This is a genomic window from Polyangium jinanense, assembly GCF_028435265.1.
Lineage (GTDB): Bacteria > Myxococcota_A > Polyangia > Polyangiales > Polyangiaceae > Polyangium > Polyangium jinanense.
In genome coordinates this window covers 47,099-63,293 of record NZ_JAGTJK010000038.1, presented here as the reverse complement: position 1 = coordinate 63,293, position 16,195 = coordinate 47,099, and the positions used below count along the sequence as shown (strand labels likewise).

General features: G+C 69.0%; 14 protein-coding genes. 6 read left to right on the top strand and 8 right to left on the bottom strand.

The window, feature by feature from the left end; genetic code table 11:
- Nucleotides 1-60: 60 nt before the first annotated feature.
- Complete coding sequence (locus KEG38_RS40060; RefSeq protein ID WP_272425737.1) at nucleotides 61-2,265, bottom strand: NAD(P)/FAD-dependent oxidoreductase; 2,205 nt, start codon at nucleotides 2,263-2,265, stop codon at nucleotides 61-63.
- A gap of 22 nt (nucleotides 2,266-2,287) precedes the next feature.
- Nucleotides 2,288-3,109 (bottom strand): MOSC domain-containing protein, encoded by an 822-nt coding sequence (locus tag KEG38_RS40055; protein WP_272425736.1) that lies wholly within the window; start codon nucleotides 3,107-3,109, stop codon nucleotides 2,288-2,290.
- Between the two features lie 92 nt (nucleotides 3,110-3,201).
- Here KEG38_RS40055 and KEG38_RS40050 point away from each other — a divergent pair, with 92 nt between their 5' ends.
- A complete protein-coding gene (locus KEG38_RS40050; RefSeq protein WP_272425735.1) occupies nucleotides 3,202-4,203 on the top strand; it encodes a COX15/CtaA family protein in 1,002 nt (333 codons plus the stop codon).
- A 60-nt stretch (nucleotides 4,204-4,263) separates the two neighbouring features.
- Nucleotides 4,264-4,836, top strand: coding sequence for a hypothetical protein (locus KEG38_RS40045; protein ID WP_272425734.1), 573 nt, complete (start codon nucleotides 4,264-4,266; stop codon nucleotides 4,834-4,836).
- A gap of 40 nt (nucleotides 4,837-4,876) precedes the next feature.
- On the opposite strand, the gene KEG38_RS40040 is transcribed toward KEG38_RS40045, so the two are convergent.
- The 4 genes from KEG38_RS40040 to KEG38_RS40025 all read right to left on the bottom strand — a co-directional run bounded on the left by KEG38_RS40040 (nucleotide 4,877) and on the right by KEG38_RS40025 (nucleotide 9,973).
- Complete coding sequence (locus KEG38_RS40040) at nucleotides 4,877-5,632, bottom strand: hypothetical protein (protein ID WP_272425733.1); 756 nt, start codon at nucleotides 5,630-5,632, stop codon at nucleotides 4,877-4,879.
- 93 nt (nucleotides 5,633-5,725) lie between these two features.
- Entirely contained in the window at nucleotides 5,726-6,898 is a 1,173-nt protein-coding gene (locus KEG38_RS40035) for an ArsA family ATPase (protein ID WP_272425732.1), read from the bottom strand.
- A gap of 342 nt (nucleotides 6,899-7,240) precedes the next feature.
- Complete coding sequence (locus tag KEG38_RS40030) at nucleotides 7,241-8,734, bottom strand: hypothetical protein (RefSeq protein ID WP_272425731.1); 1,494 nt, start codon at nucleotides 8,732-8,734, stop codon at nucleotides 7,241-7,243.
- An 831-nt stretch (nucleotides 8,735-9,565) separates the two neighbouring features.
- Complete coding sequence (locus KEG38_RS40025) at nucleotides 9,566-9,973, bottom strand: hypothetical protein (RefSeq protein WP_272425767.1); 408 nt, start codon at nucleotides 9,971-9,973, stop codon at nucleotides 9,566-9,568.
- 137 nt (nucleotides 9,974-10,110) lie between these two features.
- On the opposite strand from KEG38_RS40025, the gene KEG38_RS40020 reads away from it, so the two are divergent.
- The 3 genes from KEG38_RS40020 (at nucleotide 10,111) to KEG38_RS40010 (ending at nucleotide 12,633) form a co-directional block, all read left to right on the top strand.
- Nucleotides 10,111-10,500 carry a hypothetical protein gene (locus tag KEG38_RS40020; protein ID WP_272425730.1) on the top strand — a complete coding sequence of 130 codons (390 nt, stop codon included), beginning with the start codon at nucleotides 10,111-10,113 and terminating at the stop codon, nucleotides 10,498-10,500.
- An 88-nt stretch (nucleotides 10,501-10,588) separates the two neighbouring features.
- Complete coding sequence (locus tag KEG38_RS40015) at nucleotides 10,589-11,317, top strand: tyrosine-protein phosphatase (RefSeq protein WP_272425766.1); 729 nt, start codon at nucleotides 10,589-10,591, stop codon at nucleotides 11,315-11,317.
- A complete protein-coding gene (locus KEG38_RS40010) occupies nucleotides 11,314-12,633 on the top strand; it encodes a nucleotide sugar dehydrogenase (protein ID WP_272425729.1) in 1,320 nt (439 codons plus the stop codon). The genes KEG38_RS40015 and KEG38_RS40010 overlap by 4 nt, the downstream gene beginning before the upstream one ends.
- Before the next feature lie 131 nt (nucleotides 12,634-12,764).
- Here KEG38_RS40010 and KEG38_RS40005 read toward each other — a convergent pair whose 3' ends face one another.
- Complete coding sequence (locus tag KEG38_RS40005; RefSeq protein ID WP_272425728.1) at nucleotides 12,765-13,490, bottom strand: hypothetical protein; 726 nt, start codon at nucleotides 13,488-13,490, stop codon at nucleotides 12,765-12,767.
- 131 nt (nucleotides 13,491-13,621) lie between these two features.
- Between KEG38_RS40005 and KEG38_RS40000 the strand changes: the two genes are divergently transcribed.
- Entirely contained in the window at nucleotides 13,622-14,482 is an 861-nt protein-coding gene (locus KEG38_RS40000; protein ID WP_272425727.1) for a HEPN domain-containing protein, read from the top strand.
- Here the strand turns inward: KEG38_RS40000 and KEG38_RS39995 are convergent.
- Nucleotides 14,479-16,194: a tetratricopeptide repeat protein gene (locus KEG38_RS39995; protein ID WP_272425726.1), complete on the bottom strand. Its 1,716-nt coding sequence runs from the start codon at nucleotides 16,192-16,194 to the stop codon at nucleotides 14,479-14,481. The genes KEG38_RS40000 and KEG38_RS39995 overlap by 4 nt on opposite strands.
- Between the last annotated feature and the right edge of the window lies 1 nt (nucleotide 16,195).

The window sequence follows — 16,195 nt, the reverse complement described above, 5'->3', positions numbered from 1 at the left end:
GAAGCTGAACCAGCCCGCGCCAGTTTGCACGCTCGGGACAGCCGCATCCGTGCAGGAAAATCAGCCGGTCGGAGCGTCGTCCGTGGTGCCGGTCGCCGAAGGGAGAGCCTCTCCATCCTCCGAGACCCCGAGCCGTCCCGAGATCTCGAACGTGTAGCCCGCCGGCGTGAGCGCGCGGAGCGCCGCCTCGGCAGCCGTGAAGGCCGCGGGGAGCGTCGGCGCCGGCCGCGTCGCGTCCCAGATCGCGGCGCAGGCGCTTTCGACGAGGCTTCGGACCTCGGGCACCTCGGCGAGGAGGCGGCCATCCCGCGCGCGCTCGGGCCGGAGCCAGACGTCGCAGAAGCGCGTGCGCAGGATCGGGATGTCCACGAGCTCCGGCGGCAAGCGCGCTTCGAGGAGGAGGTAGACGCGCGGAACGGGGTTTTCCGGTTGTTTCGCGCGGAAGACGAGGGTCATCGGCGGCTCGGCCACGCCGCCGCCGCGGAAGGCGCGGGAAGGCGTCGCCGTAATCTCGGCCGGCAGCGCACCGGGCGCGCGGAGCGCCTTCCGGAGCCGCGCACGCACGCGGCGCAGGAGCAAAGGTTCCGCGGGATCGTCCGCGGCCGCGACGAGGCCCACGAGCGTCTGTTCGAGCTTGGCGAGGACCGCGGGATCGTGGGGACGCACCGGGTACGGCACGAGCGTGACGAGCAGCCGACCTGCCCGACGCGGCGCGACCCCCGCGAACGCCTCGCCCGCCGCGCGACCTTCCTCGATGAGCACGAGCCCGAGCGGCTGCCGGCCGGCGTCGACCAGATCGAGCACGAAATAACTCTTCCGCGGCCGATCCGTGATGCTGCGTGGCTCGTGCCGCACGAGCCGGAGCCGCAGCCCCTCGGCCCGCACGCTCACGAGCTGCGCCGCCCCGCCCTCTCCGACCCGCCACACGAGCGGCGGCGACACGATCCGCGAACGCGAACGCGCCGACGGAAGCTCCGGCGAGAACGGTTTTTTCGGTTCTTCGGCCGGGATCCGCGCACGCTCGCCGAGCTCTGCGCGGACCTGCGCGGCCGGATCGTGCGGCGCGTCCACCGCGGCGTTCCGCAAGAGGCCCGCCGTGATGAACAGGAACGCGAGCTCCGGCGCGACGGCCTCGCCGACGCGCAGGATTTGTTTTGACGTCCAAAAGATCGAGTCCCGGCGCCCCGCGGCCTTGTAAAAAGCCTTCACCTGCGTGAGCAGCTCCCGGTAGGTCGCGCCGTACGTCTCCTCGTAGAAGCGGCGCAAGAACGGCTCGTGACGTGGCTCGTCGAGCGCGCTGTGCACACACGCCGCGGCCCAGAAGCCGCTCGTCATCGCGAGGTGCACGCCCGTCGAGAGGATCGGATCGATGAAGCAGGCCGCGTCCCCCGCGAGCAGGATCCCCGGCCCGGAGAGGCGACGCGCGCGGTACGACCAGTCCTTCGCCCCCGTCACGTCCGTCACGCGCCGCGCGTTCGCGAGCAGCGGCCACGCCGCCTCCGACGCGCGCAGCACCTCTTCGTACCAGGCCTTGGCCCCGAGCTTCTCCCGCTCCGCGCGTGTCGCCGCCGAGGTCACGACCCCCACGCTCGTCCGCTTGCCCAGCGGGATCACCCAGATCCAGCCCTCGGGCACGCTCGTCGTCAGGATGTGCGTGTGCTTGTGCCCCGGCAGGCGCTCGGCCCCCTCCCAGTAGGCCCAGACCGCCACGTTCTTGAGGCCTCGCACGACCCGCCGCAGATCCGCGTTCCGCGCCACGAGCGCACTCTGCCCCGACGCGTCCACGACGAACCGCGCCCGCTCGTCGCGCTCCTCTCCGCCCGGCCCCCGCACGCGCACGCCGACGGCGCGACCCTTCTCGAAGATCACGCGCGTCACCGCATGACCCTCGCGCACCGTGGCCCCCGACATCGAAGCGTTGCGCAGGAGGATCTCGTCGAAGCGCCCACGATCCACGAAGTACGCATACGGGTGCACGTCGAGCTCGCGGAAGTCGATCTCCCACGGCGTGCGATCGCGGCCCCAGACGAAGGTTTGTCCCTCCTTGCGCTCGAAGCCCGCGCTCTCCACGGCCTCACGCGCGCCGAGCGCGTCGAGGTACGGCAAGACGCCCGGCAAGAGCGACTCGCCGATGTGCTCGCGCGGAAAACGCTCCCGTTCGAGCAGAAGAACCCGCCGCCCTTCCCGGCCGAGGTAGGTCGCGACGGACGAACCCGCAGGCCCGCCGCCGATCACGATCGCATCCCACGATGACGTGCTCTGCATGCTGCTTCGTTTCCTCGGCGCCTCAGCCGGCCTCGTCGTACGAGCGCGCACCCAGGGTCACGGCGTCGCCCACGCGGATCTCGCCCTCCCCTTCGGCGACCATGTTCCAGCCGAAATACACGCGGTTCGCCCGCGCCCGGAACGTCGCCAGCGTCGCCAGCGGATCCTTGCCGCGCACACCCGTCGCCTGGTCCACGGTGATCACGTTGCAGCGGCTGCACGGCTTGCGCAGGTGGAAGACCACCGAGCCGATGGACAGGCTCGTCCACGCGTCCTCGGCCCAGGGCGGCGCGCCGCGGACCACGAGGTTCGGCCGGAACCGATCCATCGGCACGGCGTCGCGCAGGCGCGCGTTCAGGTCCGCGAGCGAGCCCTCCGAGGCGAGCAGATACGGAAAGCCATCGGCAAAGGCGACACGCTCCTTGCGGCTCACGTAGCGACCGTCCACGCGACGCGCGGCGTCCTCGGGCATGTACACGAGCTCCGCGCGCCGGCCGAGGTAGTCGCTCAGGTACGCGGCGACCTCGTCGCCGACGAAGACGGCGCGGCATTTGTCGCTCCAGACCCGGACGCGCCGATCCGTGGGCCCTTCGGGACGGAGCGGCAGGCGAAGCGACCCGTGGTCCTTCGCGTGGAGGACGAGCGTGTCGCCCTCGATCGCCGTCTCGATGAGCGCCATTTGCGGCAGCTCCCGCTGTGTGAGGAACTCGCCGTCCGGGTCGACGATCATGAACCGTCGGTCGTGCTCGATGCCGAGGCTCTGTGCCCGAGCCCGGTCGAGGGCGATGCCGCGCGCGCCCTTGACGGGGTACACGAAGAGTCCGCTCAGGGTGATGGTGCTCATGGGGGCCTGGGAGGCATAAAGCGGCCCCGCCCGCGCGTCGAGAGGATGAAAGGCGCTCGCCTGAACGCCTCGCCGGCCCTAGAACGGGGGGCATGTCGCAAGGTCGGTTTCGCCGTGTTGCGTGGGCGACGCTCGCCGTCACCCTCGGCGTCATTCTCTGGGGCGCCTACGTCCGCGCCACCAGCTCCGGCGCAGGCTGCGGGAGCCACTGGCCCACCTGCAACGGCGAGGTCATTCCCCGCGCGCCCACCGTAAAAACCCTGATCGAGTTCACGCACCGGGTGACCTCGGGGATCGCCTTCCTGCTCACCTTGCTCCAGCTCGTGTGGGCCTTCCGCGCCTTCCCGCGCCGGCATGCGGTGCGGTTCGGCGCGGCCTGGTCGATGTTCTTCATGGTGACGGAGGCGGCCGTCGGCGCGGGCATCGTCCTCTTCGAGCGGGTCGCGGGCGACGCGTCGATCGCGCGTGGCTACTGGATGAGCGCGCACCTCATCAACACCTTCCTCCTCGTCGCGTCGATGACGCTCACCGTGCTCTGGGCGTCGGGCGGCCCCTTGCCGCGGCGTGGATCCTCGGGCACGCCGACGTACGTGCTCGGCGGCGGCCTCCTCGGCGTGCTGCTCGTCGGCGTGACGGGCGCGATCGCGGCCCTCGGCGACACGCTCTTCCCCGCGAAGACCCTGAGCGAAGGCCTCGCCGCGGACGTGTCGCAGGCCGCGCACGTCTTCGTGCAGCTGCGCGTCTACCACCCGATCGTGGCCGGCGTGGTCGCGGCGTATTTGCTCTTCGCGACGGGGTTCGTCGCGTCGCAACGCCCGAGCCTGCTCAAGCATGCGCGGCTCCTGTCTGCGCTCGTGATCGTGCAGATCGGCGCGGGCTTTCTGAACCTCTTCCTCCTCGCGCCCGTGGCGATGCAGCTCGTGCACCTCTTGCTCGCCGATCTCGTGTGGATGGCGCTCGTCGTGCTCACGGCGTGGTCACTCGGCGAAGCACCCGCGTCCGCGTCGTCCGAGGCTTCGGGATCGACCACGCCGCTGCCGTGGTACGGCGCCCCGGACGAGTTCGCACGCCCGAAAGAGACGCCTCCGCGGTAGGATGTCCCCATTCCAGCGCGCGAACGGCGCGTGGCTCACGCTTGGAAAGGGAGACAGACGATGAGGCTTGGTTTGTATGCGCTCGGGCTCGCGGCGCTCGGCTCTTTGTTCGTGACCGTGGTGGGGTGCAGTGACGACACGGGCGGCTCAGGCGGCTCGGGCGGCTCGGGCAATGGTTCGTCCTCGAGCTCCTCGGGCACCGGCGGCGCGGGCGGCGCCGGCGGCGGGTCGTCGAGCTCCTCGGGCAGCGGCGGCTCGGGCGGCGCTGGTGGCGGTTCCTCGAGCTCATCCGGCAGCGGCGGCAGCGGCAGCTACTCGGTCTGCAGCGACTGCACGAGCAACACCACGGGCGCGTACGTGAACGAGTGCAAGGCGCTCGCGGACGCCTGTACCGCCGATGCGGACTGCAAGGCCCTCGCCGACTGCTCCTACGACAACTGCCCGCTCAGCGGCGACGGCGGCTGCTGCACGATCAAGTGTGCGCAGGACCTCGCCACGCCCCAGGCGGCCCTCAACAAGTTCGAGGCCCTCGACTCCTGCGTCTTCTGCCAGACGTGCAAGACGATCTGCATGAGCGACGGCGCGCCCGAGTACTGCGCCGTCGTCGAGGCCGCGAACCCGAACTGCCCCTGAACCAACACGGCGAGAGGGGGCCCCTCGGCCCCCTCCCCGCTCACTTGATCCACGACTCCGTGAGGCATTCTCCCGCGACGCACTGCTCGTAGGCTTCGAGCAGCTTCCGCCCCTCGGTCGCGTCCGCCGCGTCGTCGCAGGCGGTGCAGTCCGCGATCGTCCCGCAGAACTTCACGCAATCGCGGTACGTCGTGCACCGCGCATCGGCGTCGCACGCCTTCATGTAGCCCGTGCAATCGCCGTTGTTCATGAACGTCCGGCAGAGATCGTAGTCCTGCGGGTAAAACGCACAGGGCGGCGAGCACATCACGTCCTGCGCGCAGTTCACGACCGCGAGGTGCTGCGCTTTCCCGCCGGGAAAGCGGTCCTGGCAGTACACCAAGCACGCGCCTTCGTCCGGCGATCCTGTGGCGCTCAAGTTCGCGCACAAGGTCTCGATGCACGCCTCGATGCTGCGGCACTCGGGCCCGCACGCCTTCTCGGCCTGCCCGCACGCCCCCTCCAGGCACTCGTCGCACTGGCTCCAGGGCCCGTCGGCGGCGCTCGGCCCGGGGCCGGGGCCGAAGCCGCCGTCCGGCTCGACGACGCCGCCGTCCCCCGATCCGCCCGGCTCGACGCAGACGAGGCCGATGCAGCGCAGCGGCACCGCGCAATCGTCGGTCTTCGTGCAGCTATCGCCGGGGAAGCCAGGGCGCGGCTCGAGAGCCGTCTCCTCGGTGCACCCGGCCGCGCCCGAGATCCACGCGAGCACGAGCGGCGCGCCGAACAACGAAAGAAACGCCCATCGCGTACGCAAACGGAACAACCCCCCGGCTGCCTTGCCGTCTCGCTCCATACCCCGACCATGCCACGAGGACGCGCTGGGCGGAACGGGGATGAGGGTCGTGCCCTACGGTGCGAGGACCTCGGCGATCCGCGAGAGCCGCTCCAGATCGTGGATGTCGTACGGGAACGCCGGCACGTGCGCGAGCAAGCTTCCGCCTGACGCCTCGTCCTCCAGCGCCGCCTCGAGCCCCACGAGATGCAGCGCGTCGAGCTTGCCCATGCGGCTCTCGTCCTCCGCCGCGCGCCGGAGCCGCGTCGGAGCATCCGGCCCGAGCGAGATCGCACTCCGCGCGAGCGCCCCCTCCACCTCCGCCGCGTCCGGCACGCGCCCGTACGTCGGATGCACGCGGTTCACCACGAACGCGTCGCGCCGCATGTCCTGCTCGCGCAGCCGATCCGCGAAGAACATCACCTCGCGCACCGCGAGCGGGTCCGGCGTCGTCACGAGCACGTACGCCACATCGGGCCCACGCAGCGCTGCGCTCACCGCGTCCGCGCGCTTCCTCCACCCGCCGAAAACCGAGTTGATCTCCGCGATGAACGCCGCCATCTGCTCCAGAAACCCGCTGCCCGACACCTTGCCGATGCCGCGCACGATCGCGGCCGCGCTCTTCGCGAGCACGTTGAGCGAGAACTTCCCCGAGCTCTGCACGGCCTGCACGAGCCACCGCGTCGCGGCGCTGTCGATCGCGCCGACGAGCCGCTCCGGCGCGTCGAGGAAGTCGAGCGCGTTCGGCGTCGGCGGCGTGTCGAGCAGGATGAGGTCGTAGCTCGGATCGCCCTTCGTCGCGTAGAGCTTCTCCATCGCCATGTACTCCTGGGTACCGGCGAGCGACGTGGAGATGTACTTGTAGAGCACGTTGTTCAGGATGCGATCGCGCTGCTCGGCGGAGGGCGCGAGCTCCATGACGAGCGAGTCGAACGTGCTCTTCGTGTCCAGCATCATCACGGTCATCGACCCCGTGACGGGCACGCCGGCTTGCGCGAAGAGGGCTGGATCGATCGTCTGCGCCTCGGTCTTCATCTCCTCGATGCCGAGGCTCTGCGAGAGCCGCCGCGCCGGGTCGATCGTCAGGCAGAGGACGCGCTTGCCTCGGCGCGCCGCGGCGAGGCCGAGGGCAGCCGTCGTGGTCGTCTTGCCGACCCCGCCGCAACCGACGACGAGGAGAACCCGCCGGGAATCGAGGAGCTTGCCGAGCCCGCCGGGCGTGGACGAACTTGTTTCCGAGGCTGCCACGGCCGGCCCTTTAGCACGATGGGGGCGGAAGCGGGAGCGGGTGCGGGAGCGAGAGCGGGTGTGCGGGTGCGGATAGGGTTCCGGTCGTCCTGACCCGGGGTCGTCAACCCCGCGGATCCTGTTGAATTTGGTTGATCATGATGGGGTCCACGTCACGGACGCAGGGGGAACGATCATCGACGAAGAGGGGTAGAGCGGGCTCGTGCAGCGCTTACCGACGTCCGGATGGGCACCCAGCCGCGGCGGGCGCGGCGTCGGCGTTCTTCAGCGCGGTGAGGGACGACCAAGGATGGGGACCCGGTCATCGGGTCCCCGTCCAGGTCAGCGACAGCCGGTTTCAGCTCACGGCTTCTGGAGCGAGGCCTCCGCCGTAGCGAGAACCTGGGTCACGACCTCCGCCTCGGAGGCGGTGGCCACGGCCGCGTCGAGGGCCGGCGCGAGCGCATCGACCGCGGCGTCGAACTTCGCGAACGCCTTGATCACGGCCTCCATCGCGGCGGTGGCCTCCGCGGACCCCGCGCCCTTGGCGGCGGCCACCACGTACGCCTCGAGCGCCGCCTTCAGATCCAGGTCGAGCGTCGCGCTCGCGACGAGCACGGCTTCGACGGTCGCGAGCAGCGCCGCCTGCGCCTCGGCCTTCGTGGAGATCAGGGCCGCGAGCGCGCCCTCGACCTGCGCGGTGCCGTTGAGCTTCGCCAAGAAATCGGCCTTCGCCTTGACGATCGCCTCCACGTCGGCCGCCGCGGCCACGTCGGCCGTGAACTTCGTGCAGATCCCGACGAACATGTCGATCGTGGCCTGCGCTGCGCCGCTCAGCTCCACCAGCGTGAGCACCGCCTGCGCGGTCGCCTGCGCCTCCACCTCCGCGGCCGCGTGGACGGTCGCGAAGAGGAGCGCATCGACGTTCGCGCTCGCCTCGAGCGCCACACTGAGCGTGGCCTGAAACACCATGCTCGCCGCCGCCTGCGCCTGCGCGTAGAGCTCCGCCGAGATCCCGAGCTTGGCCTCCAGGGCGGCCTGGAGCTCCGCCTGGAACTCCGCCGCCGCCTCGGCGGCCGACGCCCCGGCGTCCAGCGCCGCGTTCAGGGCTGCGGCGGCGTGGTACGTGATTTCCGCCATCGCCTCCGCCGTGATGTCGATGCCCGCGTTCGCGAACGCCTGGAGCTGCGCCTTCTCCGCCGCCAGCGTGGCCTCGGCCATCGCGCTGATCGCCGCCTCGGCGCTGAGGCCCGCCTGGATCTGAGCGACGAGCTCCGCGGCCAGGTCCCCGTTGACGAACGCGTGGAGCTGCGCCGCGACCAGAGCCTCGAGGTTGCCTTTGGCGGCGAGGGCGATGGCCACCGCGGCCTCGACCGAACTCTCGATCGTGAGAGGCGCCGCGGTCACGATCTCGCCCTTGGTATCCGCCGCCGCCTCGAGGAACGAGGAGGCGAGCACCTCGCCCGACGCGGTGACGGCCTGCACGATGAGCAGCTCGGCGCCCACCGGGACCTCCGCGGAGTACTTGCCGGCCGCGTCGACCGTCGCCTCGGCGATCGCCTCGAGTTTCCCGTCGGCGGTAATCTTGGAGATGACCACCTCTGCTGTCTTCGCGAGCGTGCCCTTACCGCCGAAACCGAGCTCGGTGTAGTCTGCGCCGACGTCCTTTACCTGCCCCTCGACGATGGCTTGGTTCGTCGCGTTGGTATTGGTGTCATCAATGTTGTTGCCCGGTGTCGGCTCGGAAGAGCACCCCAGCGCCATGCCGCACACCATGACCAGTACACTCAACTTCGAAGCTATCGTCCTCATAAGTGCTCCTGTATCGTTGCGGTAAAACCTCGAGCCGCTCCTCATCGCGTCTGCAATGAGCTCGAGCGGGCTTCAGGTTATGATTCATTCGCTCTTGCGCTCCTGGCCCCGCGTTACCTTCGTGGTCCTCCCCGGCCCGGCTTTTCGTGCCAAGCCTCATCAGCACATTAGCACGCTTTATGCCGCCTCGTTGGAATGACGTCCGGAGCAGATTCAGGGCCTTATTGCCTGCGATCGCGAGCCTCGAGGGAATGGAAGCGACGGGCCGTTGACAGCGGCGCCAATCGCCGCGCGCGTCCCCACGACAATCGATATGGGAGGTGGGAGGTCATGGCCGGCACCATTGCGCCTGATTTTGAATTGGCCCCCAGAGGGGGAGGACACTTCTCCTTTGGCGCTCGGTCCCCCCGAGCTCGGCTCGCCTTTGCGGGGCCTCGGACAGGGCCCCACCGAGCGCGGCCGACGAAGCGTCTTCCCCTCCGGCTACGCTTGAGCAAGCATTGCGCTACTCGAGCGAGCGCGGCGCTACTCGAGCAAGCATGGCGCTATGCTCGAGCAAGCGTGGCGCTATGCGAGCAAGCGTGGCGAATGCCCCGAGCAGGAGCAGGCGGTTTCTTGACGGTCCCTATTGCAACACCCAAGGCAAGCGCGCAAGTCTCTTCGGATAGGGTAGGACACACCTTTCCGATCTACACGCTGGGGTTGTGGTTCACATGACCGGTTGTTGGTCGACCATCGACATCGGGGGGACCAATCCTTCGCCCCGTGGTGGCCAACAATGCCCACCACGTTCGTCTCACCAAGCCGAGCGAAGAAGAATTGCGCCGATGACCTGAAGGCTCGCGCGAGCGGGAGCGGGAGCGGGCGCCCCCCAGCTCAGGCCGCCCGCAAGATCCGCCGGCACCCTGCGGCCGCGCGGGCGACGAACGCCGACCGATCGTCTCCGCCCCCACGAACCGCGAGCAGCGCCTCGGCCGCGCCGAGCGGCAGTGTGCTCACGAGGACCTCGCGCGAGAGATCGGCGATCCGCGTGCCGACGGCTGCGGTCGTGGGCAGGCCTGGCTCGGCGAGCAGGGGCGCGTAGGCGGCGAGCTCCTCGCACACGGGCCACGAGCCGGCGCCTGCGACGAGGCAGCCCCGATCGTCGACGAGCACGAGGGCCTCGAGCTTCCCCTCGCTGCGCGCGACCGAAAGCTGGTAGTGCAGCGCCGTGATTGGGTCGTCGCTCCTCCGCCTGCGGCGCTCGGCTCCGAGCGACGGCGGCGGGGCCTCGTTGGGATCCATCCTCGACAAGAGAGAACCTCCTTCGCCGCAAATGCTCGCCCGGACGCGCCCGCGGGGTCCACTTTCCGGCGAGATCCCGTTCCTGTATGCTCCACCCCCGGCGTGATCGTCACGCGTTGGAACGGAGGCAGTTTTCCATGGGACTCATCGAGAAACGGCTCATCAAGGAAGCGAAGGAGTCCTGGCTTCCGGGCGAGCAAAAAGACATCCAGGAGGCCGCTGGCGCGCCCGTCGTCGTGGATGTCGACTGGCCGACCTTCGAGACCGACGAGGCCGCGCTGAAGAACGTCCAGCACCTCGGCGTCCGCCTGCTCGCCAACGCCTTCCGGGTCATCTGCGTCGACGACCTCGGCAAGGAGGCCGTCCGCGAGGGCGTGCAGCGCATCGTCGTCACGAACCTGAAAGAGGGCGCCGCTTCCGTCGGCCTGAAGGACGGCGTCGTCACCCTCGCGTGTGTGTTCGGCAAGGGCTCCGACGGCTGCCTCAGGGATCTCGACATCGCCAAGATCATCACACGCGCCCTGTAAAAACCCGACCTCCTCGCCACGCCGTCCGCGGCGGCGCGCCGAAGGCCGCGCACCCCGCTGAAAAACTGCTAGGTTCGCGCGGCGCGTGATGACGGGTTACATCGACCTGCACTGCCACTGGGTGGTCGGCATCGACGACGGCGTCCGGACCGTCGCGGACAGCCGCGCCCTGCTCACAGGCCTCGCGGGCGCGGGGTTCGGCAAGGTCGTCGCCACGCCGCACATGCGCCCCGGGATGTTCGACAACACGAAGAGCGACCTCGCGCGCGCCTACGAGGCCACGCGCAAGGCCCTCGCGGACGCGCCCGGCTTGCCCGAGCTCGCGCTCTCCTCGGAGCACTTCTTCGACGACGTCGTCTACGAGCGCCTCATGCGCGGCGAAGCGCTCCCCTACCCCGGCGAACGCGCCGTCCTGGTCGAGCTCTCCCCGCGCGCCTTCCCCGCGCGCCTCGCGTCCCGCTTCGCCGACCTCCGCCGCAAGAAAAAGCTCCGCCCCGTCCTCGCGCACCCCGAGCGGTACGAGCCCGTCTGGGACGACCGCACCGTGCTCGATCCGCTGCTCGACGGCGGCGTCGTCCTTCTGCTCGACGTCGCCTCGCTCGTTGGCAAGTACGGCCGGGCGACGCGCAAGTGCGCGGAGGCGCTCTTGGAAGACGGGTACTACTACGCGGCGTGCAGCGACGCCCATGGCCCGCGGGACGTCGAGGACGTCGCCGCGGGCATCGACCACCTCCACCGGGCGCTCGGCGCGGCGGAGGCACGCGACATGCTGATTGAAGGACCGCTTTCCATCCTGGAAGGCCGGGTCGACTCGTGAAAGGGACACGCATCGTGCAGGAGCTTCTCAAGAAGATCGAGGATCGTAGCGCGCACATCGTCGTCGTGGGCATCGGCTACGTCGGGCTGCCGCTCGTCGTGGAGTTCGCCCAGGCCGGCTTCTCCGTCACCGGCTACGACAAGGATCGCGAGAAGGTTCGGTTGCTCGGCCTCGGCGAGTCGTACATCGGGGACATCCCGTCCTCGGCGCTCGCGCCGCACGTCGCGGCGGGCCGGCTGCGCGCCACGACCGACCCCGACATCCTCGGCTCGGCCGACGCGATCGTGGTCTGCGTCCCGACGCCGCTCAACAAGACCAAAGACCCCGACATGCGCTTCATCCTGTCGGCGAGCGAGGAGATCGCGGAGCACCAGCACCCGAACATGCTGATCGTGCTGGAGTCGACGACGTACCCCGGCACGACGCGCGAGGTCCTGGTCCCGAAGCTCACGGCGGGCAAGTACGAGCTCGGCAAGGACGTCTTCATCGCGTTCAGCCCCGAGCGCGTGGATCCGGGCAACAAGACGTACGGCACGCGCAACACGCCGAAGGTGCTCGGCGGCGCGACGCCTGGCTGCCTCGAAGTCGCGATGGCGCTCTACAGCAAGATCATCGAGACGGTGGTGCCGGTTTCGAGCACGGACGCGGCCGAGATGGTAAAGCTGCTCGAGAACACGTTCCGCGCGGTGAACATCGGCCTCGTGAACGAGGTCGCGCTGATGAGCCGGAAGCTCGGCATCGACGTCTGGGAGGTCATCCGGGCGGCAGCCACAAAACCGTTCGGCTTCATGCCCTTCTTCCCGGGCCCGGGCCTCGGCGGGCATTGCATCCCGATCGACCCGCTGTATCTGTCGTGGCGGATGCGGACGTTGAAGTATCAGGCGCGGTTCATCGAGCTCGCCGACACGATCAACAGCGCGATGCCCGAATACGTGGTGCACCTCGTGCAGCAGGCGCTCAATGGGGAGCGGAAGGCGGCGAATGGATCGAAGATCCTGGTGAGCGGGGTCGCGTACAAGCGCGACGTGGCCGATTACCGCGAGTCGCCGGCGTTCGACATCATTCATCAGCTGCAGGAGCTCGGGGCCGAGGTGCGGTATCACGATCCGTACGTGCCCGAATGCGATGAAGGTGGCATCGTGATGCGGTCGGAGCCGAGCACCGTGGCGTATGGCGAATACGATGCGGTGGTGATCGTGACGGATCACGCGTCGGTCGATTATGGGCGGCTTCTCAAAGAGGCGAAGCTCGTGGTCGATACGCGGGATGCGCTCCGGAAGGTCGAGGGGGACAAGTCGAAGGTCGTGCGGCTCTAGCAGCCTGTGGAATTATCGTCGCGAGCGCCCCGAAGCTAGGGCGACGGAGCGAGGAATCCTGAAGGATTTCGAGCGATGTCGACCAACGATTCGGGGCGCGCAGCAGATAAGTCCACAGGCTGCTAGACCATCTAGCGCCCTCCGGGCGCTTGCGGCGGGCAGCCGTGCTCTGTGACGTGCCACTTCCCACCCGAGCAAACCGCGCTCGTCCCGCAGCAGGTCGTCCCGCAGGACGCGCCTTCGGGCGCGCAGCGCTCGCCTTCGGCGAAACCAGCTCCACATCCGCCGGAGGTCAATTTTTCGCAGCGCCACACGAACTTGAGCGGCGGCGCCTCCCGGGGCACGCCGCTGCACGGCTGCGGCGGCGCGTCGACGTGGTAGCTGCACGCCGTGGGCCCGGAATAGAGGCAAATAGGGCTTTTCTCGATCGGCGTCTTCGGAGGGTGGTCCCGCTTCGGCTCCGGGGCGCAAGCGCCGTCCCGATGCGCGTCCGTGCACGGCAAGCGTGAAGCCACCCACTTCCCGAGGTGGCAATCGTATACGTCCCCGCACCCCAGGGACGAGGCATACGTACAGAGCCGAGCGGCGGAACCGCAGGCGCCCTTCTCCGTGGGCGGCGCGGCGGGGCAGCCCTTTTCGGGCGGCACCGGCGTATCCGCGCGCGCCCAATCTTCCTCTTCGACGGATGCAGAGACGACAGGCTCTTCGGCGGATGCAGAGGCGACAGGCCCGCCCGATGGCTGAGGCGCGGGCGCGCCCGATGGCTGAGGCGCGGGCGCGCCCGAAGCGCAACCGAAGGCGCCCGCGGAGAGCGTGACGAGCACGTGGAGGGGAACGAGGGCACGGCGCCAGGTCATGGGCCGGCGAGCTTGGAGAAACTGGCGAGAGAGGTCAAGCACGCAAAGACGTCGGCGGGGAGCGCCGTGGAGCTTGCGTTTCCGGGACGAACCCGGCAAAGCTTGCCGCACCTCGCGCCCCTCGGAGCTCCATGAAGACCTCGCTCGACCACCTGCCCGCTCGCAAGCAGGAGGAGCTCCGCGCGATCACCGAGATCCTTCGGGCCGGGGCGCCGCTCGACATGCTGATCCTCTTCGGCAGCCACGCCCGCGGCGACTGGGTGGAGGATCCGGAGCACGGCTACTTCAGCGATTACGACCTGCTCGCGATCGTGGAGAGCCCGAAGCTCGCCGAGGACACGGCACTCTGGTCCGAGCTCGGGACGAAGGCGCGGGAGGTGTCGGGCGAGGCGCCGATCACGTTGATCGCCCACGACATCAAGTACGTGAATCGCGAGATCCGCGCTGGGAACTACTTCTTCGGTGACATCCGGAACGAGGGCGTACTCCTGTACGATTCGCGGCGCCACGCGCTCACGAAGCCCAAAGAGGCGACGCCCAAGGAGCGAGCCGAGAGGGCGGAGCGGAATTTTTCGTATTGGTTCGAGAGCGCCACGGGATTCTTGAAAGGCTTCGAGTTTTTCTGCGGCAACGGGCTCAATGCGCACGCGGCCTTTCTGCTCCACCAGGCCGCAGAGCGGCTCTACGTGGCCGTGAGCCTCGTGTACACGGGGTACAAGCGGAAGTCCCACAACCTGGAGGAGCTCGACGACGAGGTCGCGCCGCTGCACCCGGATTTGCGCGGGGCGCTTCCGCGGACGACGCCCGAGGACAAGCATCTCTTCGAGCTCCTCCGACGCGCATACATCGACGCGCGGTACGACAAGAGTTATCGCGTCACGGCGGAGGAACTCGCCACCCTGGGCGAGCGGGTGCGGGCGCTCGCGGCCGTGGTGGAGCGGGTGTGTCAGGAGAAATTGGCCGGTCTACGAGCGTCGGCGGGCGGCAGCTAATCGCCGCCGGACTCGTCGGACCCCGCCGCGTCGCGCGCTGTCGCTTGGGCTGAGGTCTCGACGACACGCGTTCCAGCTTCGTCGAGGAGGTCGGCCTCCGCTTCGAACTGGGCGGCTTCTTCGTGCCGACCGTGTGCTCGGAGCCCCCGGGCGTACGCGCGGAGCGTCATCGCCTGGCTCTTTGGCGAGGCCGCGCCTTCTCGCTTCAGTCGCAACGCTTCCTGGAACATCGGCTCTGCTTCGACCCAGCGTCCGTTGTCGCGCAGACCGCGCGCGAGGTGGTGCAGGGTGCTGCCACGGCTGGTGGCGGTATCACCTCCCTTTTCTTTAAGCCGGAGCGTCTCGCGGAAGAGCGGCTCGGCCTCGGTCCAGCGACCATTGTCGCGCAGGCCGCACGCGAACTCGTGGAGGATGATGCCGCGCGTGATGGCGGTGGCTCCTCCCTCTCCTTGGAGCCGGAGCGCCTCGCGGAAGAGGGGCTCGGCCCCGGACCATCGACCACTGTCGCGCAGGCTCCGCGCGAGCGCGCCAAGGGTGACGCCGCGAAGGGCCGCATCGACACCTGCCTCTTCTTGAAGCCGGAGCGCCTCGCGGAAGACCGGCTCGGCGTCAGCCCACCGTCCTTCCAGCTCAAGCATGCGCGCCACGGCGAGCCAGTAGTAGGTCCGGGTCAGCATCGTCAAGCCCGGTTCGTCGAGGCGGCTTTCCAGCGCTTGGAGCTCCGTGCGTGCTCGGCCGAGCTGCCCTTCGTTGAGCCATCCGAAGATCGCGGAGACATCGGCACGCAAGCGATCCTCCGCGACGGGCTGGGCCGCCAGATCTAGCCACTTCATGACGCGTCGTGCGCCACGGGCCGGCCTTGCCTTCGGGTACGCGAGCCGCTGAACGCGCTCGCGCAGCAGCTCACGCACGAACTCCTCCGACAGGAACCTTGCCCAGCGGATGATCTGCCGGTCGCGCACAAGCATCCGGCCGCGGAGCGACGCGAGTACGTTCGTGCGCTCGGGCTCTTCAATAGCCGCGGCGAACCCGTTCTCTCCGCGCAGCGCCAAGACAACCAGGCCCACAACTTCGCCTCCCGGCATGGTGTCGAGAAGCCGGCCGAGAATACGCCGGTAGATGGCATCCCGCTGGTTTTCGCTCGCCACGTTCTCCGCATGGACATCGAGCAACGCGTTGTACGTCTCGATGACGAGGATCGGATTGAGCAGCGTCTGGACGAGAGGCTCCACGAGCTCGATCCCATCCGAGCGCAGCCCAAGCTCGCGGACCATCTCCTCGTAGATCTCCTCCGCCGTCGTCTGCACGAGACGCGTGATCTCGCCGAGCTTCCCCAGGCTCTCATTGGCCACGGGAAAGTCGCTCGCAATGGCCACATGCTGAAAACCCTGGAGCTCCGGCTGCGCGAGGACGTCGTTCAGATCGACGTCAGGGCGCCGCACCTTCACGACGACGAGGTATTCGTCGGATCCGTGGCGCTCGCGGAGGTTGCGCAGATACTCGCGGTCCGCGTCGACGATGCTGCGATACCACTCGACCTCGACGCGGCGCAGTGTGTCCTCGGCGAGAATCTGCTGGTAGAACGCGAGCAGAATCTCGCGATCACTCTCGACGAGCCACGACGGCAAAAAGAGCGGAAAGGTGTCAGCGGGGTAGAGACGGACCTTCTTGCCAGTGGCCGTCCGCAGGCCGATAAGGTGCAGAGCGCGCATG

Bases quoted from the DNA above. Each gene is read 5' to 3' on its own strand.
- KEG38_RS40060 (WP_272425737.1), bottom strand. From the start codon at position 2,265: ATGCAGAGCACGTCATCGTGGGATGCGATCGTGATCGGCGGCGGGCCT.
- KEG38_RS40055 (WP_272425736.1), bottom strand. From the start codon at position 3,109: ATGAGCACCATCACCCTGAGCGGACTCTTCGTGTACCCCGTCAAGGGC.
- KEG38_RS40050 (WP_272425735.1), top strand. From the start codon at position 3,202: ATGTCGCAAGGTCGGTTTCGCCGTGTTGCGTGGGCGACGCTCGCCGTC.
- KEG38_RS40045 (WP_272425734.1), top strand. From the start codon at position 4,264: ATGAGGCTTGGTTTGTATGCGCTCGGGCTCGCGGCGCTCGGCTCTTTG.
- KEG38_RS40030 (WP_272425731.1), bottom strand. From the start codon at position 8,734: ATGAGGAGCGGCTCGAGGTTTTACCGCAACGATACAGGAGCACTTATG.
- KEG38_RS40025 (WP_272425767.1), bottom strand. From the start codon at position 9,973: ATGGATCCCAACGAGGCCCCGCCGCCGTCGCTCGGAGCCGAGCGCCGC.
- KEG38_RS40020 (WP_272425730.1), top strand. From the start codon at position 10,111: ATGGGACTCATCGAGAAACGGCTCATCAAGGAAGCGAAGGAGTCCTGG.
- KEG38_RS40015 (WP_272425766.1), top strand. From the start codon at position 10,589: ATGACGGGTTACATCGACCTGCACTGCCACTGGGTGGTCGGCATCGAC.
- KEG38_RS40005 (WP_272425728.1), bottom strand. From the start codon at position 13,490: ATGACCTGGCGCCGTGCCCTCGTTCCCCTCCACGTGCTCGTCACGCTC.
- KEG38_RS40000 (WP_272425727.1), top strand. From the start codon at position 13,622: ATGAAGACCTCGCTCGACCACCTGCCCGCTCGCAAGCAGGAGGAGCTC.
- KEG38_RS39995 (WP_272425726.1), bottom strand. From the start codon at position 16,194: ATGCGCGCTCTGCACCTTATCGGCCTGCGGACGGCCACTGGCAAGAAG.